This is a genomic window from Micromonospora sp. NPDC048935, assembly GCF_043197875.1.
In the GTDB taxonomy this organism is placed as follows: Bacteria; Actinomycetota; Actinomycetes; order Mycobacteriales; family Micromonosporaceae; genus Micromonospora.
On the sequence record NZ_JBICTZ010000009.1, the window covers coordinates 1 to 25,598 of the forward strand.

General features: G+C 72.7%; 27 protein-coding genes. 10 read left to right on the forward strand and 17 right to left on the reverse strand.

Annotation, left to right across the window (positions count from 1 at the left end; all coding sequences use genetic code 11):
• Positions 1-576: 576 nt before the first annotated feature.
• The 3 genes from ACGFIW_RS23665 to ACGFIW_RS23675 form a co-directional block, all read right to left on the reverse strand.
• On the reverse strand, positions 577-1,221 hold the full coding sequence (locus ACGFIW_RS23665; protein WP_393319490.1) for a response regulator: 645 nt from the start codon (positions 1,219-1,221) through the stop codon (positions 577-579).
• Positions 1,212-2,360 (reverse strand): sensor histidine kinase, encoded by a 1,149-nt coding sequence (locus tag ACGFIW_RS23670; RefSeq protein WP_393320113.1) that lies wholly within the window; start codon positions 2,358-2,360, stop codon positions 1,212-1,214. The genes ACGFIW_RS23665 and ACGFIW_RS23670 overlap by 10 nt, the downstream gene beginning before the upstream one ends.
• Before the next feature lie 61 nt (positions 2,361-2,421).
• Entirely contained in the window at positions 2,422-3,210 is a 789-nt protein-coding gene (locus ACGFIW_RS23675) for a DedA family protein (RefSeq protein ID WP_393319492.1), read from the reverse strand.
• On the opposite strand from ACGFIW_RS23675, the gene ACGFIW_RS23680 reads away from it, so the two are divergent.
• Positions 3,209-3,991 carry a carbon-nitrogen hydrolase family protein gene (locus ACGFIW_RS23680; protein WP_393319495.1) on the forward strand — a complete coding sequence of 261 codons (783 nt, stop codon included), beginning with the start codon at positions 3,209-3,211 and terminating at the stop codon, positions 3,989-3,991. The two genes, ACGFIW_RS23675 and ACGFIW_RS23680, sit on opposite strands and share 2 nt — an antisense overlap.
• Before the next feature lie 46 nt (positions 3,992-4,037).
• Positions 4,038-4,535: a DinB family protein gene (locus ACGFIW_RS23685; protein ID WP_393319498.1), complete on the forward strand. Its 498-nt coding sequence runs from the start codon at positions 4,038-4,040 to the stop codon at positions 4,533-4,535.
• Positions 4,536-4,544: 9 nt separating this feature from the next.
• Here ACGFIW_RS23685 and ACGFIW_RS23690 read toward each other — a convergent pair whose 3' ends face one another.
• The 8 genes from ACGFIW_RS23690 to ACGFIW_RS23725 all read right to left on the reverse strand — a co-directional run bounded on the left by ACGFIW_RS23690 (position 4,545) and on the right by ACGFIW_RS23725 (position 11,428).
• Positions 4,545-5,420: an alpha/beta fold hydrolase gene (locus ACGFIW_RS23690; protein WP_393319501.1), complete on the reverse strand. Its 876-nt coding sequence runs from the start codon at positions 5,418-5,420 to the stop codon at positions 4,545-4,547.
• A gap of 64 nt (positions 5,421-5,484) precedes the next feature.
• The gene (locus ACGFIW_RS23695; protein ID WP_393319504.1) at positions 5,485-6,126 is read right to left on the reverse strand and encodes a histidine phosphatase family protein; all 642 of its coding nucleotides are present in this window, start codon (positions 6,124-6,126) and stop codon (positions 5,485-5,487) included.
• A 33-nt stretch (positions 6,127-6,159) separates the two neighbouring features.
• Positions 6,160-7,614, reverse strand: a complete 1,455-nt coding sequence (locus tag ACGFIW_RS23700; RefSeq protein WP_393319507.1) for a protein kinase — start codon at positions 7,612-7,614, stop codon at positions 6,160-6,162.
• 99 nt (positions 7,615-7,713) lie between these two features.
• Complete coding sequence (locus tag ACGFIW_RS23705; RefSeq protein WP_393319510.1) at positions 7,714-7,917, reverse strand: hypothetical protein; 204 nt, start codon at positions 7,915-7,917, stop codon at positions 7,714-7,716.
• Positions 7,918-7,919: 2 nt separating this feature from the next.
• Positions 7,920-8,984 carry a LacI family DNA-binding transcriptional regulator gene (locus tag ACGFIW_RS23710; protein ID WP_393319512.1) on the reverse strand — a complete coding sequence of 355 codons (1,065 nt, stop codon included), beginning with the start codon at positions 8,982-8,984 and terminating at the stop codon, positions 7,920-7,922.
• 241 nt (positions 8,985-9,225) lie between these two features.
• A complete protein-coding gene (locus ACGFIW_RS23715) occupies positions 9,226-10,068 on the reverse strand; it encodes an SAM-dependent methyltransferase (RefSeq protein WP_393319515.1) in 843 nt (280 codons plus the stop codon).
• A gap of 89 nt (positions 10,069-10,157) precedes the next feature.
• A complete protein-coding gene (locus ACGFIW_RS23720) occupies positions 10,158-11,045 on the reverse strand; it encodes a helix-turn-helix domain-containing protein (protein WP_393319517.1) in 888 nt (295 codons plus the stop codon).
• A 143-nt stretch (positions 11,046-11,188) separates the two neighbouring features.
• Positions 11,189-11,428, reverse strand: coding sequence for a DUF397 domain-containing protein (locus ACGFIW_RS23725; protein ID WP_030490204.1), 240 nt, complete (start codon positions 11,426-11,428; stop codon positions 11,189-11,191).
• 267 nt (positions 11,429-11,695) lie between these two features.
• Between ACGFIW_RS23725 and ACGFIW_RS23730 the strand changes: the two genes are divergently transcribed.
• A complete protein-coding gene (locus tag ACGFIW_RS23730) occupies positions 11,696-12,346 on the forward strand; it encodes a GGDEF domain-containing protein (RefSeq protein ID WP_393319520.1) in 651 nt (216 codons plus the stop codon).
• A gap of 4 nt (positions 12,347-12,350) precedes the next feature.
• On the opposite strand, the gene rox is transcribed toward ACGFIW_RS23730, so the two are convergent.
• Positions 12,351-13,778 (reverse strand): rifampin monooxygenase, encoded by a 1,428-nt coding sequence (gene rox / locus ACGFIW_RS23735; protein ID WP_393319523.1) that lies wholly within the window; start codon positions 13,776-13,778, stop codon positions 12,351-12,353.
• A gap of 365 nt (positions 13,779-14,143) precedes the next feature.
• Here rox and ACGFIW_RS23740 point away from each other — a divergent pair, with 365 nt between their 5' ends.
• On the forward strand, positions 14,144-14,788 hold the full coding sequence (locus tag ACGFIW_RS23740; protein WP_393319526.1) for a flavodoxin family protein: 645 nt from the start codon (positions 14,144-14,146) through the stop codon (positions 14,786-14,788).
• 57 nt (positions 14,789-14,845) lie between these two features.
• Here ACGFIW_RS23740 and ACGFIW_RS23745 read toward each other — a convergent pair whose 3' ends face one another.
• Positions 14,846-15,337, reverse strand: coding sequence for a type II toxin-antitoxin system PemK/MazF family toxin (locus ACGFIW_RS23745; protein WP_393319529.1), 492 nt, complete (start codon positions 15,335-15,337; stop codon positions 14,846-14,848).
• Positions 15,338-15,387: 50 nt separating this feature from the next.
• On the opposite strand from ACGFIW_RS23745, the gene ACGFIW_RS23750 reads away from it, so the two are divergent.
• Positions 15,388-15,903, forward strand: coding sequence for an NUDIX hydrolase (locus ACGFIW_RS23750; RefSeq protein ID WP_393319533.1), 516 nt, complete (start codon positions 15,388-15,390; stop codon positions 15,901-15,903).
• A gap of 26 nt (positions 15,904-15,929) precedes the next feature.
• Positions 15,930-17,162 (forward strand): hypothetical protein, encoded by a 1,233-nt coding sequence (locus ACGFIW_RS23755; protein ID WP_393319536.1) that lies wholly within the window; start codon positions 15,930-15,932, stop codon positions 17,160-17,162.
• A gap of 240 nt (positions 17,163-17,402) precedes the next feature.
• Here ACGFIW_RS23755 and ACGFIW_RS23760 read toward each other — a convergent pair whose 3' ends face one another.
• The 4 genes from ACGFIW_RS23760 to ACGFIW_RS23775 form a co-directional block, all read right to left on the reverse strand.
• Entirely contained in the window at positions 17,403-18,089 is a 687-nt protein-coding gene (locus tag ACGFIW_RS23760; RefSeq protein ID WP_393319538.1) for a DUF2267 domain-containing protein, read from the reverse strand.
• Positions 18,090-18,217: 128 nt separating this feature from the next.
• The gene (locus ACGFIW_RS23765) at positions 18,218-19,711 is read right to left on the reverse strand and encodes a hypothetical protein (protein WP_393319541.1); all 1,494 of its coding nucleotides are present in this window, start codon (positions 19,709-19,711) and stop codon (positions 18,218-18,220) included.
• A complete protein-coding gene (locus ACGFIW_RS23770; protein ID WP_393319544.1) occupies positions 19,708-20,529 on the reverse strand; it encodes a TIM barrel protein in 822 nt (273 codons plus the stop codon). Before ACGFIW_RS23770 ends, ACGFIW_RS23765 begins: the two co-directional genes overlap by 4 nt.
• 1 nt (position 20,530) lies before the next feature.
• Positions 20,531-21,568, reverse strand: a complete 1,038-nt coding sequence (locus tag ACGFIW_RS23775) for a zinc-binding dehydrogenase (RefSeq protein ID WP_393319547.1) — start codon at positions 21,566-21,568, stop codon at positions 20,531-20,533.
• Positions 21,569-21,683: 115 nt separating this feature from the next.
• Between ACGFIW_RS23775 and ACGFIW_RS23780 the strand changes: the two genes are divergently transcribed.
• The 4 genes from ACGFIW_RS23780 to ACGFIW_RS23795 are packed head-to-tail and all read left to right on the forward strand — an operon-like array spanning position 21,684 to position 25,560.
• Positions 21,684-23,078: an ABC transporter substrate-binding protein gene (locus ACGFIW_RS23780; RefSeq protein ID WP_393319549.1), complete on the forward strand. Its 1,395-nt coding sequence runs from the start codon at positions 21,684-21,686 to the stop codon at positions 23,076-23,078.
• Positions 23,075-24,034, forward strand: a complete 960-nt coding sequence (locus ACGFIW_RS23785) for a carbohydrate ABC transporter permease (protein ID WP_393319552.1) — start codon at positions 23,075-23,077, stop codon at positions 24,032-24,034. The genes ACGFIW_RS23780 and ACGFIW_RS23785 overlap by 4 nt, the downstream gene beginning before the upstream one ends.
• Positions 24,034-24,900, forward strand: a complete 867-nt coding sequence (locus tag ACGFIW_RS23790; protein ID WP_393319556.1) for a carbohydrate ABC transporter permease — start codon at positions 24,034-24,036, stop codon at positions 24,898-24,900. Before ACGFIW_RS23785 ends, ACGFIW_RS23790 begins: the two co-directional genes overlap by 1 nt.
• A gap of 54 nt (positions 24,901-24,954) precedes the next feature.
• Positions 24,955-25,560 (forward strand): class I SAM-dependent methyltransferase, encoded by a 606-nt coding sequence (locus ACGFIW_RS23795; protein WP_393319559.1) that lies wholly within the window; start codon positions 24,955-24,957, stop codon positions 25,558-25,560.
• The last annotated feature ends 38 nt before the right edge of the window (positions 25,561-25,598 follow it).

The window sequence follows — 25,598 nt, forward strand, 5'->3', positions numbered from 1 at the left end:
CCTCCCAAACCCCTGCGGGTCGGGCGCGCGGCAGGTCGTGCTGCGATCGTCAGGGTGTGTAACGACCCCGGCCCGGCCACGATTCCGGCCCACGGATGCGACCGGTCACAGGCCGCAGAGCCCCCGGGCGAACAAACCACCCACAACCCCCGCACCGGCGTCCCCGAACCACCCCCACCGGGCATGATCCACTCGCGTTCATGAAAATCGGGGCATCCCGAACGCCCGGACACCCCGATCTCAAGAAAACCGAGTCGATCATGCCCGGTCGCGGGCACATGCCCGGTCGCGGGCACATGCCCGGTCGCGGGCACATGCCCGGCCTCGGACACACGCCCGGCCTCGGACACACGCCCGGTCGCAGGCGAACGGGACCGCCCGCACGCCCAGACCCACCCGGCACGGTCAGACCCCACCCTCACGCCCAGACCCACCCGGCACGGTCAGACCCCACCCTCACGCCCAGACCCACCCTCACGCCTAGACCCACCGGCACGCCCATACCCCACCGACACACCCAGACCCACCCGCCTCGCCAGAACCACCCGCACGCCCGGGGCGTGCTGCGCACGGGGGTCAGGTGTCCAGGTAGCGCAGGATGGCGAGGATCCTTCGGCTGTAGCCGGTCGCCTCAGCGAGATCGAGCTTGTCGAAGATGGCGTTGACGTGCTTCTCCACCGCGCTCTGCGACACGTGCAGACGGTGCGCGATAGCGTTGTTCGTGTGGCCTTGGGCCATCTCGTGCAGGACATCCCGTTCGCGTGGTGTGAGCCGTTCGAACGGGTCGGGCAGTTGCGAGCCGGCCACGACCTGACGCACCACCTCCGGGTCGAGCGCGGTGCCCCCGGCGGCAACCCGGTCGAGTGCGTCGAGAAAGTCGTCCACCTGGGCGACCCGGTCCTTCAGCAGGTAGCCGACCCCCTCGGGACGGTCCGCGAGCAACCGGCCGGCGAAGCGCCGCTCCACGTACTGGGAGAGCACCAGGACGCCGGTGGCGGGCCAGCGTCGACGGATCTCCAGGGCGGCACGCAGCCCGTCGTCGGTGTGGGTGGGCGGCATCCGGACGTCGGTGACGACCACTTCCGGACGGGTCCGTCCGACCGCCTCGACCAGTTCGTCGGCGGTGCCGACCGCGGCGACCACCTCGTGCTCCTCCTCGGCGAGCAGGCGCGTCAGGCCCTCCCGGAGCAGCGACGAGTCTTCGGCGAGGACTAGCCGCACGGCAACTCCACCAGCACGGTGGTCGGACCGCCGTCCGGGCTGGTCACCCGCAGCCGGCCGTCCAGTGCGGCGACCCGCCGGGCCAGGCCGGACAAACCGCGCCCGCTGGGGTCCGCGCCGCCGACGCCATCATCGTGTACGCGCATCCGGACCCACCCCTCCCGTACCCCGATCTCGACCGCGACCAGCGTAGCGGCGGCGTGCTTCGCGGCGTTGGTGAGCGCTTCGCAGGCCACGAAGTACAGCACCGTCTCGATCTGCCGATCGGGGCGGACCGGCAGATCGCAGCGGATCCGCACCGGCACCTCGGAGCGACGGGCCACCATGGCGAGCACCTCGCCGAGGTCGCTGCCGTCCAGCGCCGACGGGTAGACCCGCCACGCCACCTCGCGTAGTTCCGTGATGGCCCGCTGCACGTCCTCGTGTGCCTGGGTGAGCAGGGCGGCGGTGCGGTCGGCGTCGCGGGCACGCCGAGCCCGGCCGAGCAGCATGCCGAGGGCGACCAGGCGCTGCTGGAGGCCGTCGTGCAGGTCGCGTTCGATGCGCTGCCGTTCGGCGTCGACGGCGGCGATGACCCCGGCCCGGCTGCTGGTCAGCTCGTCGACCCGCCGCGCCAGCTCGGCCCGACTGCCCGGGCCGAGGAGCCGCCGCGCCAGCCGGACGTCCAGCGCGGCGACGCTGGCGAGCGCTTGGACGTTGAGCAGCAGCAGCACGAGCCCGACGCCGACCTGCGCCAGGGTGTCGAGAAGGGACAGCTCGCCGCGTACCGCCGCGCGCAGCACGATCCCGGCCAGCACCAGACCGACGCCCAGCATCGCGTACGCCAGGAGGCCGAGCGCAGCGGGCAGGAGTCGGGCCGCCAGGTAGCCGACCTGCCGCCGGGTCGCCACCGCGTCGACCGCGGGCAGTTCGCTGCCGGGGAGCAGTCGATCGAGCCGGCCGCGTTCCAGGCGGACGAGCCGGCCGGCGTACCGCTGGGTGAGCCGGGCGACCCCGCGAGCGGCCGGAGGCAGGGGCGCGGACACGGCGAGCGTGACGGCCGCGACGACCAGGAAGGCAAGCTCGACAGCACCGGTCGCGCTGCCGGCGGCGACGAGAACCGGCAGCCGCAGGCGCGAGCCGACGCGACGCTGCACCATCACCTGCCGCCCCTCCCGTGCCGAGTCCGTCGCCCGCACCCCCGCGGTGACCGGGGCGTCGCTAGCGCTCGTCCGAGGTCCACGAACCGCTGCGGTAGAGGGTGCCGCGCCCACCCGGATCGGGCACCCCGAGCGTCGGCTCGCCGTAACCGTCGGCGTCGGCCCGCTCGGGGTCGCGGGCGGCACGACGGGCTCGCCGCACGCGGGACCCGACGAACCAGGCGGCCGCCGCCGCGCAGACCACGATCACCATTTTCTGCAGCATGCCCGCGTACCCCTCGACGAGGTGCCAGTTGTCGCCGAGGAAGTAGCCGGCGAGCACGAAGGTGGTGTTCCAGATCAGGCTACCCAGTGTGGTGTAGAGCAGGAACGTGCCCATCGGCATGCGCTCCACCCCGGCCGGGATGGAGATCAGGCTTCGGAAGATCGGGATCATCCGGCCGAAGAAGACGGCCTTCACGCCGTGCCGGAGGAACCACGCCTCGGTCCGGTCCACGTCGCTGAGCTTCACCAGCGGCAGCCGGGCCACGATGGCGCGCATCCGGTCGCGCCCCAGCGACGCGCCGACCAGGTAGAGCGCCAGCGCGCCCACCGCCGAGCCCAGCGTGGTCCAGAAGATCGCGCCGACCAGACTCATCCGGCCCTGCGCCGCGACGAACCCGGCCAGGGGCAGGATCACCTCGCTGGGGATCGGCGGGAACAGGTTCTCCAGTGCCACGGCCAGACCCGCGCCCGGCCCGCCGAGCCGTTCCACCAGGTCAGTGACGTAGCCGACGATCCCGCCCTCCGGCGGTTCCGCTGCGGCGGTGGGGGTTCCGGTGGCGAGCACGGCGTGGGACGTTCGAATCATGAAGCCACCGTACGAAGTGATCCTGAGAGCGGACCATGCGGTTGACCGCCCGGCCCCGCGGGTCGACCACACCGGTGGGGGTGCGGAAAACCACAGCCCACTGCGGCTCGCGGTGGCGCAGCCACTGTGCGTACCCCGGGACGTCGCGGAGAACGCGCGGGCACACGCCGCCGCGGTCCGGGCGGCCGACGCCCGGGTGGTGGTCTTTCCGGAGCTGTCCCTGACCGGGTACGAGTTGGGCGCGCCGGTCGTGTCGGTCGACGACCCGCGGTTGGTGCCGCTGGTCGAGGCGTGCGCCGAGACCGGCACGGTGGCCCTGGCCGGCGCGCCGGTCGCGGGCGACCACATCGCGGTGCTGGCGGTGACCGGCGACGGGGTGACTGTGGCGTACCGCAAGATGTGGCTGGGTGACGCCGAGGCCCGCCGGTTCCGGCCGGGCGACACGCCCGCCGTGCTCACCGTGGACGGGTGGCGGGTGGGGCTGGCGGTCTGCAAGGACACCGGCGTCGCCGCGCACGCGGAGCGGACCGCGGCGCTCGGCATCGACGTGTACGCGGCGGGTGTCGTGGAGTCCGCGCACGACGCCGCCGTGATCGACCAGCGGGCGCAGCGGATCGCGACCGCCCAGCGGGTCTGGGTGGCGGTGGCGAGCTTCGCCGGCTCGACCGGCGGTGGCTACACCGAGGCGGCCGGGTGGTCGGGGATCTGGGCACCGCGGGGCACGGTGTGCGCGCGGGCGGGCACGACACCGGGCGAGCTGGTCAGCGCCAGCACCGCGTGAGTGGCTGGTGTTTGCGCCCCGTCCATGATCTTGGAATGCTGCACCGGTGACTTCCTATCCGGGCACCTTCGCCGACGATGTGATCGACCAGCCGGCGCAGACGCAGATCGAGACGTTCATCGACGAGCACCGCAGGGCACTCAACGGCTGCCTGGACGGGCTGACCGAGGAGCAGGCGCGCCGCTCCCTGGTGCCGTCCCGGACCACGCTGCTGGGTCTGGTGAAGCACGCCACCTTCGTGGAGATGGTCTGGTTCGACGAGGCCGTCACGTGCCGGTCCCGCGCCGAGATCGGCATCCCGGCCACGCCGGACGAGTCGTTCATCCTCGACGACGACGACACGATCGCCAGCGTCCAGCGAGCACACCGCGAAGCCTGTGCAGCCTCCCGCCGCGCGACATCCTCGCTGGGCCTGGACGACGTGCTCCGCGGCAACCGGCGCGGCCCGCTGCCGCTGCGCTGGGTGTACCTGCACGTGCTGCGCGAGCTGGCCCAGCACTGCGGGCACGCCGAGATCCTGCGTGAGCAGCTCCTGGCCGAGTGACGCGGGCGCTCAGGCGGCGTCCAACACCTCCCGCAGGCGTGCCGCGAACTCCTCGGGCTTGCCCGCATAGCCGAACTCGCCACCGAGGAAACCGCCGTGGTGACTCGGGAACACCACGGCCTCCTGGCCGAGCAGGGCCGCCAGGCCGAGAGCCGTACGCGCGGTGTACGTGCCCGTCGACTCCTCGCCGACGGCGATGACGATCCGCGTCGGTGCCGCGGCGAGCCGGCTCACGTCCGGGCGGTAGTCGCTGATCGCCCAGGAAAGGTCCGACAGCAGCGGATCGTCGCGGCTGCCGTCGTCCTCGGTGGACAGACCGAACGTCGCCGGGTCGGCCGCGGGCCGGGCGAAGTAGGCGTCGGTGAACTCGCCCTGCCACGACGTCATCGCGATGAACGCGGCCATGCCCGCACCGGCGCCCTTCGTCTGGTACGCCTGGTAGAAGTCGGCCCGAGCGCGCTCGGCGGCCCCGGCGTCGGGCAGCACCGCGTTGATCGGCGGCTCGTGCGCCACCACCGTGACGACGTCGCCCGGGTGGGCCGCGACGAGTTCGAGCGCCGTCACCGCACCGCCGCTGCTGGCGAACAGGTCGACCGGGCCAGCGTCGAGCGCCTCGATCAGGTGGTGCAGGTCGACCGCCTGCTGCTGCGGCGTGTGGTCGGTGCGACCGTCGGTGCGGACGCTCCGGCCGAGACCGCGCGGGTCGTAGGTGACCACGGTGCGGTCGGTGAAGTGCGGGGCTAGCGCGGTGAAGCCCTCCGCCGTCATCGGTTGACCGATCATGAGCAGGACGGGGCGCCCGTCGGACGGCGGCAGCGGGCCGCGGACGTCGTAGACCAGGTCGACGCCGGGTACGGCGAGGGTGCGCGTCTGCGTTGTCGTCATGCCGCTGAGACTACGGCCGTCGCGAAGCGGCGGGTGACGACGCCGTGCCGGCGACGGCCTTGGATCACGCTCTGGCCCACCCGCCGACATCGCCGAAGCGACGCAGTGTCCAGCGGGCCGGCGGCCAACCGCCCGGGTCGTGGTCGCTTGTCCACTCGGTGACCGAGGCCGGGGGAACGTCGAGGTCGAACGCCCGGAAGATCGGCTGCGCGGCGAGGGCGTGGAACGCGCCCTCGACGGTCTCGCTGTGGCCGACCAGCACCACTGTGGCGCCCCGGTGCCGATGGGCGATCTCCATGATCGCGCGGCTGACGCGGACCACCAGTTCGGCCCAGCTCTCGTTGCCCTCCTCGAACGGCCGGAACACACCGCCACCGGCCACCGCGTGTTCGGTGCGGAAGCGGGCGGTCGGCAGGCCGTCGGCGTACGGGGGTGTGTGCCAGGTGCACAGGCCGCAGTCGGCCACCGGTCGGACGCCGAACGCCGCCCCGATCGGTTGCGCGGTCTCGACGGCTCGGCGCAGCACGGACGAGTAGACCGCCACCGGCCCGTCGGCAGCGACGTCACGGGTGAGCCGGTTGGCCAGGTCGTGTGCCTGCTCGTGGCCAAGGGCGGTCAGGCCCCGGCAGCCGCGTGGCCCGCCCACGATTCCTTCGAGCTGGTGGAGCGACTCGCCATGTCGCACGAAGATCAGACGTGTCCGCATCGGCACATCATGCCAGCGGCATCGACAGCGTTATCAGTCGTCCGTACGGCCGACGGAGAAGCTGCTGGCCCGGGTCAGCAGAGCGTCCAGTTGGGCGCCCGTCTGCGCTGGTAGGCGGTCGCGGTCCACCAACTCGGCGATGCGTCCGCGCAGGTCGGCGACGCGCCGGGACCGGTCCCGGGTGTGCCGGTTCAGGTCGGCGAGGTCGTCGCGCAGATCGTCGGCGGTCTTGCGGTCCACGTCGCCGCGGGCGACCGCCCCGGCGAGGACGGCGGCGAACTCGCTCGTCACCTCCCGGAGGCTGACCGGCAGTTGCTGCCCGGCGGTCGGCGGCGCGGTGCTGGCGCTGGGTCGGGGCGAGGAGGGTGCCGCCGGCGTCGGCGAGTGTGTCGTGGGCGTGGGTTTCGGGGCGGAGGTCGACGGCGGGGCGGCCACCTGCGGCGAGGTGGGCCCGCCCGGTGTGCCGAGGGGGCCCTCGGCGAGCAGCGCGCCGACGCCGACGAGCACGGCGAGGCCGGCGGCGACAAGCACGGCGAGAGGGCGGCGTGACCGGCGGCGGGGCGGCTCGGCGGCGACCGGGGCGGGGCGGGCCGCCGAGCGGTCGATCAGGGTGGGCGGGTGCGCCGCCGGTGGGACGCGCAGCAGCTCGGTGGGCGGCTCGACCGGCTGGCCGGCGCCGAAGCGGCGGGCCAGGTGCGCGGCGCTCGGCCGGTCGGCCGGGTTGGCGGCCAGGCAGGCGAGGGTCAACGCGGCGATGTCGGCGGGGAGGCCGGGCACCCGCAGCGGCGGCACCGGCGTGCCGCGGCGGTGCACCTCCAGGGCGTCCTCCCAGCTCTGCACCGGCAGCGGCGCCTGCCCGGTGAGGGTGCGGTAGAGCAGCGCACCGAGGGCGTACACGTCACTGGCCGGATCGGGCGGGCCGGCGGCCAGCCGCTCCGGGGCGAAGTAGGCGGGTGTGCCCATCAGCGGCTCGCCGGACTGGCTGTCGAGGCTGCCGAGCGCCGCGATGCCGAAGTCGAGCACCTTGGCGCCGGTGTCGGTGAGCATGACGTTGCCCGGCTTGACGTCGCGGTGCACGACGCCGATGCGGTGCGCGGCGGCGAGCGCGGCGGCGATCTGCCCGGCCACCCGGACCGCCTCCGGCCAGGGCAGCGGCCCGGCCCGCAGCCGGTCGGCCAGGTTGTGGCCGTCGACGAGCTCCATCACCAGGTACGGGACCACGACGCCGCCGGCCAGGGTCGCCTCGGCGTAGTCGTACACCTGGGTCACGTGGGGGTGGGTCAGCCGGGCGGCCGCGCGGGCCTCGCGTTGGATGGTGGCCCGCAGTTGCGGGTCGGCGGCGAGCTGCCCGGCGAGGACCTTGATGGCGACCGGTCGGCCGAGCACGTCGTCGTCGGCCCGCCACACCTCGGACATGCCACCGAGGCCGATCCGCTCGTGCAGTACGTAGCGGTCGTGCAGACGGAGGGTGGGCGTGAAGGGTGACATGGCTTCACCAGTCTGCCTGGCCGGCGCCCTCCTCGACCACCCTGCGTGCCCGGACCCACACTGTTCGTCCCGTGCGTACCGGAATGAGTTTCGATCGGATCAGGAGCAGGGCGGGGAGGCGGGCATCGGTCGCGGCTGGATGCGGTCGGCGAGCCGGCGCAGGGCGACGGCGGCGGCCTGCCGGGTCGGCACGAGCAGGGCCGGACGGACGCGTTCGACCTGGACCGGGGCGTCCGGTCGGGCCGAGTTGACGTGCCGGTTCATGGCGTCGAGCGCGGTGACGTACCCGGTGGGAAGTTCCATGGTCAACTCCTCGGGACAGGTCCGGTGGAGTCCCGGACGACGAGTGCGGTGGGCAACAACACGTGGCCGGCCGCGGCGTCCGCGGGCGGGTCGAGCAGGAGTTCGGCGGCGATCCGCCCCTTCTCCTCGGCTGGCTGCCGGACCGTGGTGAGGCCGGCCGCGGCGGCCTCGGGGACGTCGTCGAAACCGGTCACCGAGACGGCCGGCCGGGTGCTGCCCGGCTGCCGTTCGAGGGCGTCCAGCACACCGAGGGCAAGCACGTCGGAGCCGGCCAGCACGGCGGTCGGCGGCGTCGGTGAGTCGAACAGGCCGGCGACGGCGGCGGCTGCCGCCTGGCGGCTGTTGCCCGGGGCGTTGAGCAGGGTCAGCTCGGCCCACTCGACGCCGACCTCGGCGAACGCGTCGGCGAATCCGGCGAGCCGGCCCCGCGTGGTGGGGTGCCCCGCCTCGTGCACGCCGGACAGGCGGAGCGGACCGGCGGGGGCGTTGGGGACGACGGAATCGGCGAGCAGCGCCACCCGACGGTGGCCCAGCCCGGCGACGTGCGCGGCGGCACTGTGCGCGGCGGCCCGCTCGTCGATGCCGACGAACCGCTCGTCCGGGCCGGCATCGTCGCGGGCGGCGGTGCTGACGAATGGCAGGCCGCGGGCGCGGATCACGTCCAACGCCCATTCTTCGTCGGCCACGCAGTAGACGCAGAACCCGTCGACCGCGGCGTTTTCCACAGCCCGCCGGGCGTCGGTCACGGCCGGCGGCAGCGGCACCAGCAGCATGCTGGTGCCGTGCCGCTCGGCGGCCCCGCCGACCCCGGCGAGGAAGCGGACCGCGAACGGGTCGGTGAAGGCGTACGACAGGTGCGAGGTGAACAGCACGCCGATCGACCCGACGAATCCCCGGCGCAGGGAACGCGCGGTGGGGTTGGGGCCGGGGTAGCCGAGTTGCCGGGCGGCGTCCAGGATCCGCTCGCGCAGGGTGGCCGAGAGCTGGTCGGGGCGGCTGTAGGCGTTGGAGACGGTGCTGCGGGAGACGCCGACGGCGTCGGCCACGGCTTGCAGTGTTGGCTTCACCGGCACCTCTCTGTATCGATCCAGTCTGTATCGATACAGAGACTAGCTCGACCAGTCGGCGTCGGTCAATACGTGGATCCGCCCCAGGCAACGGCGACGCCTCGGGGCTCCCGCACCAGACGCGCCCGCAAACGCTGGCGGACAGCCGTGACGGCACGGCGAACCGGCCCGTCCTGCGGCCGGGGCAGGTCAGCAGATCCCGGCGAGCCGAACGCTCTCGTTCGGCGGTCGCCCGGCCGGATCAGGGCAGGCGGGCGACCCCGCCGTACATGCTCACCTCGGCGGCCGAGGGCCGCGGCCCTGGCTCGCTCTGCGCCCGCCACTCGGCGACCGAGGTGACCCCCGGCTCGACCAGGTCGAGGCCGGCGAAGAAGCGGGTGAACTCATCCCGGGTGCGCAGGCTGATCATCCCGTGCGGGCCGCCGTTGCGGGCCCCCGCCCTGGCCTGCGGGGCGATCTCCGGTGGCAGGTAGTCGTGGGTGGCGTGTGACGCGGCCAGGAAACTGCCCGCCGGCAGCGCGTCGAGCAACTGCCGCACCAGCTCGTACGGGTCGGCCTCGTCGGGGATGAAGTGCAGGACCGCGACCAGCATGAGGGCGACCGGCTGCGACAGGTCGATGGTGCGGCCCAGCTCCGGGTCGGTGATGATCCGTCGTGGGTCGCGCAGGTCGGCGTCGATGTAGGCGGTGGCGCCCGCCGTCGAGCTGGTCAGCAGCGCGCGGGCATGGGCCAGCACGATCGGGTCGTTGTCCACATAGACCACCCGGGCCTCCGGCGCGATGGCCTGGGCGACCTCGTGGGTGTTGTTGGCGGTCGGGATGCCGGTGCCGATGTCGAGGAACTGCCGGACGCCGGCCTCGCGGGCCAGGTGGTCCACCGCGCGCCGCAGGAATCGGCGGTTTTCCAGGGCGGCGGTGCGAATGGTCGGGAACGCCTCGGCCACCGCGTCGCCGGACTCCCGATCGGCCTGGAAGTTGTCCTTGCCACCCAGCCAGTAGTTGTAGCGGCGGGCGGGGTGCGCCACCGAGGTGTCGATCCGGTCGCTGGGCGAGCCGGCCGTCGTGCCCGTGGCGTCGGTGGTCAAGGCAGCTCCCGCTATGACGTCTGTCCACTGTCGTGGATCGTGGACCATGCTAGCGCCACGGCAGGCGGGGCAACGGCCCCGGTCGGCGATCAGGCGGGATACAGGTCGTCCAGCAGCCGGCCGAGAATCTCCGCCGTACGCTCCGGTGGCTCGGCCTCGACACAGAGCCGTTCCATGGCCACCGCGTAGTAATCCAGGTCGTCACGCTTGTCGAGATAGATCGCGCTGGTGAGTTGTTCGATGTAGACGATGTCGGGCAACTCCTGGTCACCGAAACGCAGGATGGTGAAGGCACCCCCGGCGGCGGCGTGACCCCCGGCGGCAAACGGGATCACCTGGAGCCGGATGTTCGGGGATTTGGTCGCCTCGATGAGCGCGGTGAGCTGGCCACGCATGACCTCGGGGCCACCGATCGGCCGACGCAACGCCGCCTCGTCCACCACGGCCCAGAGCTGCGGCGGGCCGTCCCGGCGAAGCAGTTGCTGACGCTGCATCCGCAGGCCGACACGTCGGTCGATCTCGCCCGGACCGGCCGCGCCGTGCCCGAGCAGCACGACCGCCTTGGCGTACTCCCGGGTCTGGAGGAGGCCGGGCACGAACTGCACCTCGTAGCTGCGGATCAGTGCGGCCGCGGCCTCCAGGCCCAGGTACGACTGGAACCAGGTCGGCAACACGTCACCGTAGCGGTGCCACCAGCCGGGACTGTTGGCGTCACGGGCGAGCTTGAGCAGGGCGTCACGCTCGTGTTCCTCCGTGACGCCGTAGAGGGTCAGCAGGTCGGACACGTCGCGTTCCTTGAAGCTGACCCGGCCCAGCTCCATCCGGCTGATCTTGGATTCGGAGGAACGGATCTCCCAGCCGGCGCCCTCCCGGGTCACCCCGCTGGACTCCCGCAGGCGGCGCAACTGGGCGCCGAGCAGCATCCGAAGCACGGTCGGCCCGGTCGTCGGGCCACCCTCGGCAGGAACCATCGACACGTGCGGACCTCCGGACACCAACCCACGGTGACCGGGCGCCCCGGCCCGGCCGACGTGTAAGCATGCCATGGACCGACAGTGAGGTGAACTCCTCCGCACCGGCGATTCGGTCTCGTCGCCGGGACGCTGCGGACGACGAACGGTCAGTTGATCAGATGGTCGAAGTCGCCGTCGCGGGCACCGAGCACGAAGGCGGTGATCTCGTCCACCGTGTAGATCAGTGCCGGGCCCTCCGGGTGCCGCGAGTTGCGGACCGCGATGCCCGCTCCTCCGGGCAGTTCGGCGAGTTCGACACAGTTGCCGCTGGGGTTGCTGCGGCGGCTCTTCTGCCAGCTCAACGGGGGCAACTGGTGGATCGGTACGCCATTGGGTGGCTGCTGCATGGAGGCGTCTTTCTGCTCACGAGCCCGCCGGTGGCCGTGGGAGGAGCGGTGACGGCGAGGGGGGTGCCATATCGACATTGGACGGTCATGCACGTGCATCTGCTATTGCATCTGCACCGGACGGCGAGCATGATAACGCACGTGACCGGTGGCCATCCGTTCACTTTGAGTTACCCCCACAGGGGCAGCCATCAGGCAAAACGTGGCCCCGACGCGGCACGCCGCGTTGACCGGAGGCTGGAGGCGGTCGAGGCGATGGGAGGGTTCGTGCCGGATCCGATGAGTGTCGCCTCCGGCGTCTGTGCCGCCGGTGCGCTCCTCTCCTCCTGGCAACTGCGTCGGCGGGCACTGCGCGCCGAGGTCGAGATCGGGCACCTCCAGGCCGAGCTGGCCGCCGAGCGGCACGCCGCGAGCCACGACCCGCTCACCGGGCTGCCCAACCGCCGCGCCTTCTACCGCCTGGCAGCCGCCCTGCTCACCGACGCGGCCGGCCAGCCCCTGATCGCCGTCGTGCTCGACCTCAACGACTTCAAGCAGATCAACGACCAGTACGGGCACGCCGCCGGCGACCAGGTGTTGATCAGCGTGGCCGAGCGGCTCGCCGGCTTCGCCGGGGACAACCTCATCGCCCGCCTCGGCGGCGACGAGTTCGCCGGGCTGCTCTCCACCCCCACCGTCGACCGGCGCTGGATCGACCACGCCACCCGCCGCCTCAGCGAGACCGTCGCCGCGCCCATTCGGCTCAGCAGTTGCAGCGTCCGGGTCACCGCGTCCGTCGGGCTCGCCCCGGTGACCGGCCCGGCTCAGCTCACCGACGCGCTCAGCCGCGCCGACGCCGCCATGTACCAGGCGAAGAGCCTCGCCGGCGCCAGGTCGCCGCGGCAGTTGGTCGACAGCGCCCGACTGGTGGAGCGCTGATCGTTCAGGTGGCGGGCGTGCCGAACCACCGGGGCAGCTGACCGAGCAGGTCGTTCTGGTCGTCGCCGACCCACGCCACGTGGCCGTCCGGCCGGAGCAGCACCGCGGGCACGTCCAGTTCCTCGCTGGTGTCGACGACGTGGTCGACCCGATCCGCCCACCCGGCGACCGAGAGCCGACCGGTCTGGTCGAGCAGCAGTCCCCGACCGCCGTGCATCAGCTCGTAGAGGCGCCCCCGCCGCAGCCGCACGTCGCGCAGGTGTCGGCCGAGCAGGTCGTGGCCCTCGCCGAGGTCGTAGCGGACACCGATCGCGGTGATCTTCTCGATCAGGTACCGGTTGACGTCCTCGAAGTCCAACAGCTCCGACAACAACTGGCGCACCGCCCGAGGGCCGGGCTGGGGCGACAGCAGCTCCATCTGCGCGCGGGTGTTGGTCAACACGTCGGCGGCCACCGGGTGCCGTTCGGTGTGGTAGGTGTCCAGCAGCCCCTCCGGCGCCCAGCCACTGATCTCGGCGGCCAACTTCCAGCCAAGGTTTGACGCGTCCTGGATACCGAGGTTGAGACCCTGCCCGCCGGTCGGCGGATGGACGTGCGCCGCGTCCCCGGCCAGCAACACCCGGCCGACCCGGTAACGCTCGACCAGCCGCGTGGCGTCGCCGAAGCGGGAGAGCCAGCGCGGTGAGTGGACGCCGAAGTCGGTGCCCGCGTACACCCGCAGTTGGTCTTTGAAGTCACCGATGGTCGGCGGGACCGCGCGGTCCTCGGCCACCCCCTCGGCGGGGACGACGACGCGGTAGACCCCGTCACCGATTGGCCCGAGACCGAACCGGAGGTGGGTCTTGCGGACCTCGGCCACGACCTCCGCCACCGCCTCCGGCGGCACCCCCACCTCCATCTCGCCCAGCAGCGTCTCCACCGTCGACGGCTCACCCGGGAAGCCGACGCCGAGCAGTTTGCGTACGGTGCTGCGGCCACCGTCGCAGCCGACGAGGTAACGCCCGCCCAACCGCGTGCCATCGGCCAGCTCCACGGTCACCCCGTGGTCGTCCTGGCTGAGCCCGACCAGCTCGCTGCCGCGCCGGATCTCGACGCCGACGTCGCTGGCGTGCTCGGCCAACAGGCGGTCGGTGCTGGTCTGCGGAATGCCGAGGACGTACGCGTGTGCGGTGTCCAGCCCACCCGGCGACGGTTTGGGGATGGCGGCGAAGAAACCACCGACGGGGTGCCGCGTGCCGAGCGCGAGGAACCGCTCCAGCAGGCCGCGCTGGTCCAGCACCTCGATGCTGCGCGCGTGCAGGCCGAGCGCCCGGACATACCTGGTCGGCTCGGCCTCCTTCTCCACCACGAGGGGACGCAGCCCGTGCAGCCGCAACTCGCTGGCCAACCACAGCCCGGTCGGTCCACCGCCAGCAATGATCACATCAAGCACAGAATCCCCCGATTTTCCCGAATTTGGGCTTGGACTGGTGATTCTGCTGCACCACCCGGGTCTTGCCGCAAGGCCCCCGGTGCGCTATATCTTGGGAGTGGCAGGGAGGGGATGACCTCCTTGCCGTTCTTTTTGCCCGCCAGCGCCGCGCACCGAGGTCGGTGACCAGACCCACCGGCGACACCAGTCCGCGCACGATCCGGGCCGCCCGATCCCGATCGGGGTCCTCGGCGTCCGGGTCCACCGCCTGGCGGGTCCAGTCGGTGCGTCTCGTCAACGGCTTCGCCGTCACGGCCACGGGTGTTCGGGCCTCGCTGCCGGGTATGCGACAGCGGCACCCCAGACAACCGCCGGAAGGAACCGTCGTGGCGACCATTCGCGCCCTCGTGCTCAACTGCACCCTCAAGCCCTCACCGGCGCCGTCGAGTTCCGAACAACTCGGTCGGGAGGTGCTCGCCGAGTTGGCCGCGCAGGGCGTCGAGGGCGAACTGGTCCGGGTCGTCGACCACGACGTGCGCTTCGGGGTGTCCACGGACGAGGGCAGCGGTGACGGCTGGCCGGCGATCCGCGCCAAACTGCTGGCCGCCCAGGTGCTCGTCATCGCCACACCGATCTGGCTGGGTCAGCCGGCAAGCGTCTGCAAGATGGTCCTCGAACGCCTCGACGCCGAACTGTCCGAGACCGACGCCGAGGGTCGGCTCCTCACCTACGGCAAGGTCGCCGGTGTCGCAGTCGTCGGCAACGAGGACGGTGCGCACCACACCATCGGTCAGGTGCAGCAGGCGCTCAACGAGGTCGGGTTCACCCTCGCCGCGGCTGCCGCCACCTACTGGGTGGGCGAGGCACTGCACACGGTGGACTACCGCGACGTCGGCCCCAAGCCGGACACGACCGGCCGCACCACGAAGGCCCTGGCGCTCAACACGGCGCACCTGGCCCGACTGCTCGCCGACCAGCCGTACCCGCCGCCGGACGCGCGGGGCGCCGCGGTCGGCCCGAGCCGAGAGTAGGCACGACCACCGGGTGCGTCACTTCCCCGGGGCCGGGCAGCCGCACCGGGCGCGCGGTCAGCGCCAGCCGTAGCCCGCGCGCAGTGCCTGCCCGACCCGGTCGAACCGGGGCCGGTCCAACACGGCACCCTCGCGGCGGATGCTGTCCTCCCGCATGGTGAGGACCCGGTCCAGCCGGACCCAACTCGGCCGGTTGTCGCGGTCCCACTCGCCCGGCCCGAGCGCGAACCAGTGCCGCTGCCCGTCCCGCTCGCTCTGACTGGACAGCATCAGCCCGAACAGCGTCCGACTGTGCCGCCCGACGACAAGCACCGGCCGGTCCTTGCCCTGCCGGGGGTCGTCCTCGTACGGCACCCACGTCCAGACGATCTCGCCGGGATCGGCCTGACCGTCCCGCTCCGGGGCGTAGGTCAGCTCCCGTCGCTGCAACGCGCTCACCTGACGGCGGCGGGCCACCTGCGCGGGCGCCGGCCCGGTACGCCGGGGCGACGGGAGCACCGCGCCCACCCGGGTGATGCGAGCCGCGACATTCCTCAACAGACCAGCCACGGCGGGCAGCCTACCCGCCGCCGCGGCGGGGGGTGCGACAGACTGGGCCGATGGACGATCTTCCCCGCGACCTACCGATCCTGCGGAGACGCGCGGTGCGGGTGGTGGTCGTCGACCACACCGATCGGGTGTTGCTGTTCCACACCCACGACCCGGACCATCCCCGGCTGGGCACCTGGTGGGAACTGCCCGGCGGCGGCATGGACCCCGGGGAGACCTATCGCGACACGGCGGTGCGAGAGCTACGCGAGGAGACCGGCATCGTGGTCACCGCCGACCAGGTGGGCACGCCGACCTGGCGACGACGGGCCAGCTTCCTGCACCGTCAGGTGCGGCACCTCCAGGACGAGGAGGTCGTCACCGTACGGCTGGCGGGCCCCGGCCCGGACGTGGACGAGGCGCACCGGCTCGACTACGAGCGGGAGGACTACTTCGCCTTCCGCTGGTGGCCGCTCGCGGAGGTGGTGGCCAGCCGGGACCGGTTCTACCCCGGGCAACTCCCCCGGCTGCTCACGCCCTTCCTGGCCGGCGAGGAGATCGACGAGCCGTTCGAGCTGTGGTCGTGAGCCGAGCAGGCGGGCAGAGTAGGGGCATGACGACCGATCTGCACGGGCCGCTCTCCGCGTACGCCGCGCGGTTGCACGCCACGATCGGCGACCGGCACCACGTCGCCTCCCCGCTCGGCGCCTGGCTGCTGCTCGCAGTCTGCGCCACCGGGGCCGAGGACTCCGACCCCGCCGCCGAGGAGTTGGCTCGCGCCCTGGGCACCGACCTGGCCAGCGCGGCAGAGGTCGCCCGGACGCTGCTGGACGCGCCGCATCCGCTTGTCGCCTCGGCGACCGCGCTCTGGCACCAGCCGGGCCAGGACGACGGCGGGTCGACCGGGTGGCGGGCCGCGCTGCCCGCGACGACCGAGGTGGGTGCGCTGCCCGACCAGGCCGGGTCGGACGCCTGGGCGCGCGAGCACACCAACGGCCTGATCGACACGTTTCCCCTGAAGGTCAGCCCGGATGTGGTCTTCGCCCTGGCCAGCGCGCTGGCCACCCGCATCTCCTGGGCGACCCCGTTCGACCACACCGACGCCCGCGCGCTCGGTGCGGGCAGCGCCTGGGCGCACGGGCTACGCCGGGTGTTGCGCAGCCCGAGCCAGGGCCACCGGTGCGCCATCGTGTCCGACACGCGCATCGGTGACGTGATCGTGCACGCCGCGCCGGCCCAGAGCACTCACGGCGCGGGGCTGGTCGTCCTCTCGGTGGCCGCCGCACCGCAGGTGTCGCCGGCCGAGGTGCTGGCCGTCGCGTACGACCTCGGTGCCGGCGCGGCCGACGGCTCGCCACCGGCCAGCAGCCGCTCCCTGTTCGACCTGCCGCTGGGCGAGACCACGCTGTGGACGGTGCGCGAGGAACGGGTCCGGACCCGGGCCCCCGACGGCCGCGAGGAGCGACACCAGGCGATACTCCCCTGCTGGTCGGCCCGGAGCGACCACGACCTGAGCGCACCGGCACTGGGCTTTCCGGCGGCCACGCTGGCGCTGGCGAAGACGCTGGCCCGACCGGTACGGGGCTTCGAGGCACGACAGACGGCGGTGGCCCGCTATGACCGGTACGGCTTCGAGGCGGCCGCGGTGACCGGAATGTTCGGGCTGGTCAGCCTGCCACCGGAGGGCGTCGCCCGCACCGCCGAGCTGCGCTTCGGCCATCCGTACGCCGTGCTGGCCGTCGCCACCGACACCCGGGCCGACGGCACCACCGGGCCGTGGCACGGGGTGCCGGTGTTCTCCGCCTGGATCACCGACCCGGAGGACGTGGACGACTCCGCGACGTGAGCGCCGCCTTCCGTACCCTCGTCGTCGGCCAAGGTCGGGTCGCGGCCGGTGGCACGCAGGAGGTCGCTGGCAGCGGTACGCAACTGGGTCACCACCGCGTCGCCACACATCCACGGCCACTCGATCCGCCATGATCGACTCGGGTTTCAGGAACCTGCGGTGTCCCGGTCGCCGCGACACCGCGACTTCACCAAACACGAGTGGATCTGGCCGCACCGAACCGGTGGGCACCGTCTCGGGTCAGGGCCGGTACGCGACCCCGCCTTCGCCGTCGCGCGGCAGTCGCGCCACCAGCTGCCGGAATTCCCGCACGGTCATCGCCGAGCGCAACGTGCCGAAGACGGCACCGGTTCCCGCTCGGGCGGTGGCCGGATCCACTCCGGCGCGCTCACCCACCCGGCGCAGGAACTCCGCCGGACCGGCACCCGCCGGCGCAGGAGCCGCAGCGGCGCCGCCCACATCCAGGCCCACGCCGGTGTCCAGCCCGTCCACGCCAGCGTCCGGGCCGACCACCCCGGCGGGATCCAGAGCCGAACCGGCCGGGTCCAGGACAGGACCGACCGCCCCGGCCAGGTCCGGAGCCGGACCAGCCAGGTCCGGGCCAACCAGGTCCGGAGCCGGACCAGCCACGTCCGGGCCAACCAGGTCCGGGGCCGGGCCGGCCAGGTCCGAGGCCGGGCCGGCCAGGTCCGAGGCCGGGCCGGCCAGGTCCGAGGCCGGGCCGGCCAGGTCCGAGGCCGGGCCGGCCAGGTAGCCGTCTACGTCGTTCGGGAGGTGCGCGACGAGGTCGTCGGGCGCGCCGCCGGTCACCCGCTCGGCCAACGTCTGGAGTACGGCGCGGGCGAGTGCGGCGGCCTGCTCGGTCGGCAGACCGGACCGGCGGGACACCGCGTCGATGAAGTACGGGAACCCGTCGCGGTCGGTCACGTCCGGGCGGTTACCCCCGTCCGGACGCGACAAACTGCGCCGCCAGCGCGGCAGGACGTCGACCGTTGAGGTGCGGTGCCGGCCGGCGGGGCCGCCGGGACCCCACCTGGTACGCGCCGCGAGCGGACTCAGTCGGCCAGCAGGTCGAGCAGCAGCGCGGCGGTCCAACTGAACGCCGGTGAGCCCAGCCCGGCGCCGGTGTCCGGATGGAAGTACTCGTGGCAGCCGGCCCCGCCGACCAGGTCGATCATGGAGCGACGCAGCCCGGCGGCCAGCTCCGGGTGCCCGTGCGCGAGCAGCCCGCGGTGGACCAGCCAGCCGATGTTCAGCCAACTCGGCCCGCGCCAGTAGCGCAGGGGCTCGAAGTCGGGTGCGGTCCGGTCGTGGGTGGGCAACGGCCGGTCCATCCGGCGGGCCACCCCGAACCGCGCCGACCGGGCCTCGACGACCAACGCGCCGGCCTGCCGCGCGGGCAGGTCGGGCAGGATCAGCGGCGTCAGCCCGAGCACGGTACGGGCGCTGATGAGCCGGCCGGTGCGCAGGTCACGGGGCTGGAACGTCCCGGTGTCGTGGTCGTAGAGCCGTCGTAGCAGCGCCTCGGTGATCTGGGCCGCGCGAGCCCGGTGCGGCCCCGGATCGGCGCCGACCAGCACGGCGATCTCGGCGAGGGCGTGTTCGGCGGACCCGAACGCCGCGTTGAACAGCGGGCACTCCACCAGGAAGGGGTGCTCGTCGGCCAGCGGGCGGTCGGCGTAGCCGTGGGCCCGGTAGGCCGCGACGATCGCCAGGTAGCGCGCGTAGTCCAGGTCCGTGGGGCGGTGCGCGGCGTCGGCGTGCGCGGTGTCGTGCCGACGGTACGCGCGCATGACGGCCGCCTCCGCCGGCACGGCGGCCATCGGCTCGTCCCAGGCCGGGCTGTTGTCCAACCCGGACTCCCACGGGTGCACGATGCAGACCAGCCCGTCACCGGCCACGTCCCGCCGCGTCGCCAGGTAGCGCTGCTGGGCGACCAGCGCGGGATAGAGCCGCCGCAGCGCGGCCCGGCCGGCGGGGTCGGGTGCCCGCCGGTACGCCAGCACCGCGGCGAGCGCGTGCACGGGTGGCTGGACCAGGCCGGAGGTGTCCACGGAGGGTGCGCCCTCGACGCTTGCCGAGCGCCACAGCTCCGGGCCGGGGAAGTACGCGCCGACCCGCATCGCCGGGTTGAACACGATGTGCGGCACCCGCCCGTCGGACCACTGCGCCCGAAAGAGGCTGGCCAGCTCCTGCCAGGCGCGCGCGGGGCGAAACTGGGCCAGCCCGATCGCGATGAACGCGGAGTCCCAACTCCACTGGTGCGGGTAGAGGGTGCGCGAGGGCACGGTGTGGTCGTGTTCCCAGTTGGCGTCGAGGGTGTCGACGGCGAGCCGGCGCAGCCCGGCCGGGTCGGTCGACCCGCCGGCGCGGGCCGGGCCGACGGCAGCGGCCGGGCCGACGGCGGCGGCCGGGTCGGCGGCGGTGCGGGCCGGGCCGACGGCGGTTGGGTCGGCGGCGTCGCGGGCCGGGTCGGCCGCGTCGTCGACACGCGTCGGGTCGTCGTCGACCGTCTCGTCGACGTGCGTCGGGTTCGCGCCGGAGGTCATGCGGCGGCCCTCCGGGGCAGCGCGTGTCGCAGGACCGTGGCGGCCTGTTGCAGGGCCCGGACCGGGTCGCCGCGCAGCCGGCACTCCAGGGCCAGCCAGCCCCGGTAGTCCAGCTCCAGCAGGGTGCGCACCAGCGCCGGCCAGTCCAGGTGCCCGGCACCGGGCTGGAACCTGTTCGAGTCGCTGACCTGCACGTGCCCGAGGTACGGCGCGGCGGCACGCAGGGCGCGGTGCATGTCGTCCTCCTCGATGTTCATGTGGAAGGTGTCCGCGACGACCCGCACCGACGGCAGCCCGAGCGCGGCGCAGAGCGCGACCGCCTCGTCGAGACGGTTGACCATGTGATCCTCGTACCGGTTGAGGGGTTCGAGGAACAGGCTGACCCCCTCGGCCCTGGCGTGCTCGCCCAGCTCGCCCAGGGCGTCGAGGAGGACCTGCCGGTCGCCGGCCGGCGGACGCGGCGGCTCGAACGGCGGTAGCCGCCGGGAGAACATCCCCCAGGCCGCCGGGGTCATCACCCCGACGCCGCCCAGCTCGGCGATCACCGAGAGCTGCGAGCGCAGGTTGTCGACGGCGTCGCCGGAGCGGGCGGGGTCGAAGTCGCCGATGAAGTGGTCCATCTCGACGCAGACGGTGGGCATCACCACCCCGGCGGCGCGGGCTCGGCGCAGCTCGGGCAGGCGACGGGCGAACGCCAGGTCGCCGCGCCCGCGTAGCTCGATGCCCTGGTAGCCGAGGGAGGTGGCGAGGGCGTACTTCTGGATCAGGTCGGTGCCGGGCAGGAGTTGTTCCTGGCAGGCCAGCGCGATGGTGGTCATCTCAGAACCTCAACACCACTTGGAGGACGTCACCGGCGCCGCGGTCGAGCAGCGCGAGGGCGTCGGCGACGGCGCTGGCGTCGACGATGTGGCTGACCAGCGGCATCGGGTCGAGGCTGTGCTCAGCCACCAGATCCATGAAGGTCTGCGCGACCCGGTCACCGGTCCACCGGCCGGCCATGCTCGGCGCGGGGGTGGGACCGGAGACCTGGGCGGCCACCAACTGGATGCGGTTGTGGTGGAACTCCTCGCCGAGACCGAGCGCGTCGGCCTGGCCCTGGTAGAAGCCGGCGGCCACGACCCGGCCGGCGTGCGCGGTGGAGCGGATCGCCTCGTGCAGCGCCGGGTACGCGCCGGACAGCTCCAGGCAGACGTCCGCGCCCCGGCCGGCGGTGAGGTGCCGCAGCACGGTGGCGGCGGACTCGACGCCGACGTCCACGGTGCAGCGGGCGCCGTAGCGGGCGGCGTGCGCGAGCCGGTCGGGCATCTGGTCGACGGCCACCACCCGCGCTCCGGACAGCACGGCGAGGCGGGTGGCGAGCAACCCGATGACGCCCTGCCCGAAGACGCCGACCCAGTCGCCGAGGTGCAGGTCACCGGCGAGCACGGCGGTCAGCGCGATGGCGCCGGGTCGGGCGAAGACCGCGGCGAGCGGGTCCAGCCCGGCCGGGAGCGGACGGACCGCGTCGGCGGCGAGGACCGCCTCGGCCCGGTGCCCCCAGATGCCCCAGACGAGCTGCCCCGGCTGCCGGTCGGTGACCTGCGGCGCCACCTCGACGATCTCGCCGACCTCTTCGTAGCCGAAGCCGATCAGCGGGTAGGGCACCGGCGTCTGTCGAGGGACGAACATCCGGGCGGCGTCGTCCCAGTCCTTGCTGAGCCGGGGATTGCTGCCCCGGTAGAGGGTCAGCTCGGTGCCGGCGGAGATGCCCGAGTAGCAGGTGCGGACCCGGACCTGGCCGGGGCCGAGCGGATCCGGCGGGCAGGGCTCGAGGCTGATCCGTCGAGGCCCGGCGAGAGAGACAACCCAGTTGCCCATGCGTCACATCCCGGTAGCACTGGGCTCCAGGATAGCAAAAAATCGCAATATGTCTTGTTATTGATCTATCGAAGGTGTTGAATCCGTCATGTACCCTTCGAGAGGAGTGCCACCGATGTCAGCACCTCCGAGGCGGATACTCGCCACCACCCTGATCATGGCACTGTCCGCGTCCACCCTGCTGGCCTGCGGCGACGACGGATCCGACAGCAACAGCAAAAAGATCACCGTCTGGAGCCTGGAGGACGTCGCCGACCGGGTCACCGCCACCAAGGCGATCATCGCCGACTTCACCGCGAAGACCGGGATCCAGGTCGACCTCGTGACCGTCAACGAGGACCAGTTCCCCTCCCTGATCGCCGCCAACGCCGCCGCCGGCGACCTGCCCGACGTGGTCGGCTCGGTCTCGCTGGCAGGCATCCGTACGCTCGCCGGCAACGAGCTGCTGCACGCCTCGGCGAACGCGGAGGTCGTCGACAAGCTGGGCAAGCAGACGTTCTCCCCCCGGGCGCTGGAGCTCACCTCCGACGAGGGCAAACAACTCTCTGTCCCCAGCGACGGGTGGGGGCAACTACTCGTCTACCGCAAGGACCTGTTCGCCGCCGCCGGCCTGCCCGCCCCCGACACGTACGAGCGGATCACCGACGCCGCGGCGAAACTCAACACCGGAGGCGTCGCCGGGATCACCGCGGCGACCTCGTCCAGCGACGTGTTCACCCAGCAGACCTTCGAGCACCTGGCCCTGGCCAACGGTTGCCAGCTCACCGACGACTCCGGAAAGGTCACCCTCGACTCACCCCAGTGCGTCGAGGCGTTTCGCTTCTACGGCGACCTGATCCGCACCAGCTCGGTGAAGGGCGCGCAGGACGTGGACACCACCCGGGCCACCTACTTCGCGGGCAAGGCGGCCATGGTCATCTGGTCGCCGTTCATCCTCGACGAGCTGGCCGGGCTGCGCAACGACGCCAAGCCGACCTGTCCGCAGTGCCAGTCCGACCCGGCGTTCCTCGCGAAGAACAGCGGGTTCGTCACCGCGATCAAGGGCCCGAACGGCACCGAGCCGGCACAGTACGGCGAGATCAGCTCGTGGGCCGTGCTCGATGGCGCGGTAGCCGACCCGGCGAAGTCCTTCGTGGAGTTCATGCTCGGCGACGGCTACCCGCGCTGGTTCGGCATGTCCCCCGAGGGCCGTTTCCCGGTGCGCAAGGGCACCCCGGCCGAGCCCGAGGCGTACCTGACGGCCTGGAACACGAGCCAGGCCGGTGTGGACGCGAAGAAACCGCTCGCGGACGTGTTCGGCGACGAGGTGCTCGCCAACCTGCGCCGCAGCCCGGACACCTTCCAGCGCTGGGGGCTCACCCAGGGGCAGGGCAAGCTTGTCGGCGCCATGCTCGGTGAGCTACCGGTGCCCAAGGCGTTGAGTGACGTCTACTCCGGCAAGTCCGACGCCGCAGCCGCCGCCGGCCGGGCCAAGAAGGACGTCGAGGCCATCAAGGCGGGCGTCAATTGACCACCACCGCGCCGGAGACCGGCCGCTCCCCCACCCGGGACCGGCCGGGGCGGCCCGGCCGCCGTCGCCCCCTGACCCTGCGCCGCCGCGAGTCCCGTGCCGGGCTCGCGCTTGTCGCACCGACCCTGCTCGTCACCATCGCGGTCATCGGCATCCCGATCGTGTGGACCGTGGTGCTCGCCTTCCAGCGGGTCCGGCTCGCCACGTTGCGCAAGACCGGCCTGTTCGGCGACTTCACGATGGACAACATCGACCGGGTGCTGCACACCCCCGGCTTCGCCGAGACACTGTGGGTCACGCTGGTCTACAGCATCGGCGGCACGGTCGGGTCGATCCTGCTCGGTCTGGTGGCCGCCCTGGTGGTCCGCCGACCGTTCCGGGGCCGCACGCTGGTGCGGGCGTCCATGCTGCTGCCGTACGTGGCGCCGGTGGTCGCGGTGACGTTCGTGTGGCAGGTGATGCTCGACCCACAGCTCGGCATCGTCAACGCCTGGGGTCAACGCCTGCTCGGCTGGGACGCCCCGGTGCCGTTCCTGTCCCAGGAGTCGACCGCGCTGACCACGGTGATCGTCTTCGAGGCGTGGCGGTACTTCCCGTTCGCGTTCCTGTTCCTGCTGGCCCGGCTCCAGGCGGTGCCCGGCGAGCTGAAGGAGGCCGCCCGGGTCGACGGCGCCACACCCACCCAACGCTTCCGGCACATCCTGCTGCCGCAACTGCTGCCGGTGATCGCCCTGCTGGGCGTGCTGCGCTTCATCATGACGTTCAACAAGTTCGACGACGTCTACCTGCTCACCGGTGGCGCCGCCGGCACCGAGGTGGTCAGCGTGCGGGTGTACGAGTTCCTCACCGCGCGTACCGACATCGGCGCGGCCTCCGCGCAGGCGGTCGTGCTGGCCGTGGTGCTCATCGTGTTCGTGCTGATCTATCTGCGCTTCTTCGGACGGAGGGTGGGCTGATGGACCGGGACGTGGTCGAGACGGTGAGCCTGCGTTGGCTGCGCCGCCTGGTGATCGCCGTGTTCCTGGTGGTCACCGTCTTCCCCTTCTACTACATGCTGGTGCTCTCGGTGCGCCCCATCGAGCGGCTGCTGCTCGACCCGGGTGCGCTGCTCGTCGGCTTCGGCGAGCTGACGGTGGCCACGTACGCCGAGGTCCTCAAGTCCACCGATGACGGCGGCCAGGGTTTCCTGACCTTCATTCGCAACAGCGGTCTGGTCGCGGTCGCGGCGACAGTGCTCACCCTGGTGGTGGCGATCCCCGGCGCGTACGCGGTGGCCCGACTGCGGTTCTTCGGCCGGCGGCAGGTCGACTTCCTGTTCCTGGCGGTCTACCTGTTTCCGTCGATCGTCATCGCGATTCCGCTGTTCGTGGTGTTCAGCCTCGCCGAGCTGCGCGGCTCGCTGTTCGGCCTGGTGCTGGTCTACATCTCGCAGACGCTGCCGGTGTCGGTCTACATGCTGAGGAACTACTTCGAGACGATTCCGGTCAGTCTGGAGGAGTCCGCCGCCATCGACGGCGCCGGTCGGCTCGGCGTCATCCGCCGCGTCAGCCTGCCCCTCGCCATGCCGTCGATCATGGCGGTCGCGCTCTACGACTTCATGATCGCCTGGAACGAGTTCCTCTTCGCCCTGCTGTTCCTCGTCGACAAACCCAACAGGTGGACGGTGTCGCTGGGGTTGTCCCTGCTCGCCGACGGGGTGGAGGTGCCCAAGACGGTGCTGATGGCCGGCTCGGTGGTGCTCACCCTGCCCATCGTGATCCTCTTCTTCGCCAGCGAGCGGCTGCTCACCGAGGGGCTGACCAGCGGCGCGGAGAAGGGATGATCGTCTCCCCCGGGTCCCCCGCCGCACCCCCGCCGGCCCGGTTACGGTGGCCACATGGCCAACCCGACCCGCTGGGCGACCGACACCGGCCCCGAGCACTCGCAGTGGTATATCGATCGGTTCCGGAAACTCGCGGCCGAGGGCGCGGACCTGGCCGGCGAGGCCCGCCTGGTGGACACTCTGGTCGCGCCCGGCTCACGGATTCTCGACGCCGGCAGCGGCACCGGCCGGGTGGGTGCCGCGCTGGCCCAGCGCGGGCACACAGTGGTCGGGGTGGACGCCGACCCCGCGCTGGTGGCTGCCGCCCGCGCCGACTACCCCGGCCCGACCTGGCTGGTGGCTGACCTCGCCGAGCTGGACCTGCCGGCGATGGGTGAGGCGGAGCCGTTCGACGCGGCGGTGCTCGCCGGCAACGTCCTCGCCTTCGTCGCCGTCGGCACCGAGCCGGAGGTGCTGCACCGGGTCGCCACGCACCTGCGGCCCGACGGCGTGCTGACCGTGGGCTTCGGCACCGAGCGCGGTTACCCGCTGACCGCCTTCGACGCCGACGCGGTGGCCGCCGGCCTGCGGGTGGAGCAGCGCTTCGCCACCTGGGACCTGCGCCCGTGGCGCGACGACGCGGCGTTCGCGGTGACGATTCTGCGCCGTCCGGCCGACTGAGCACCGTCTGCCGCGCGCTGCTCCGCCGTTGATCCAAG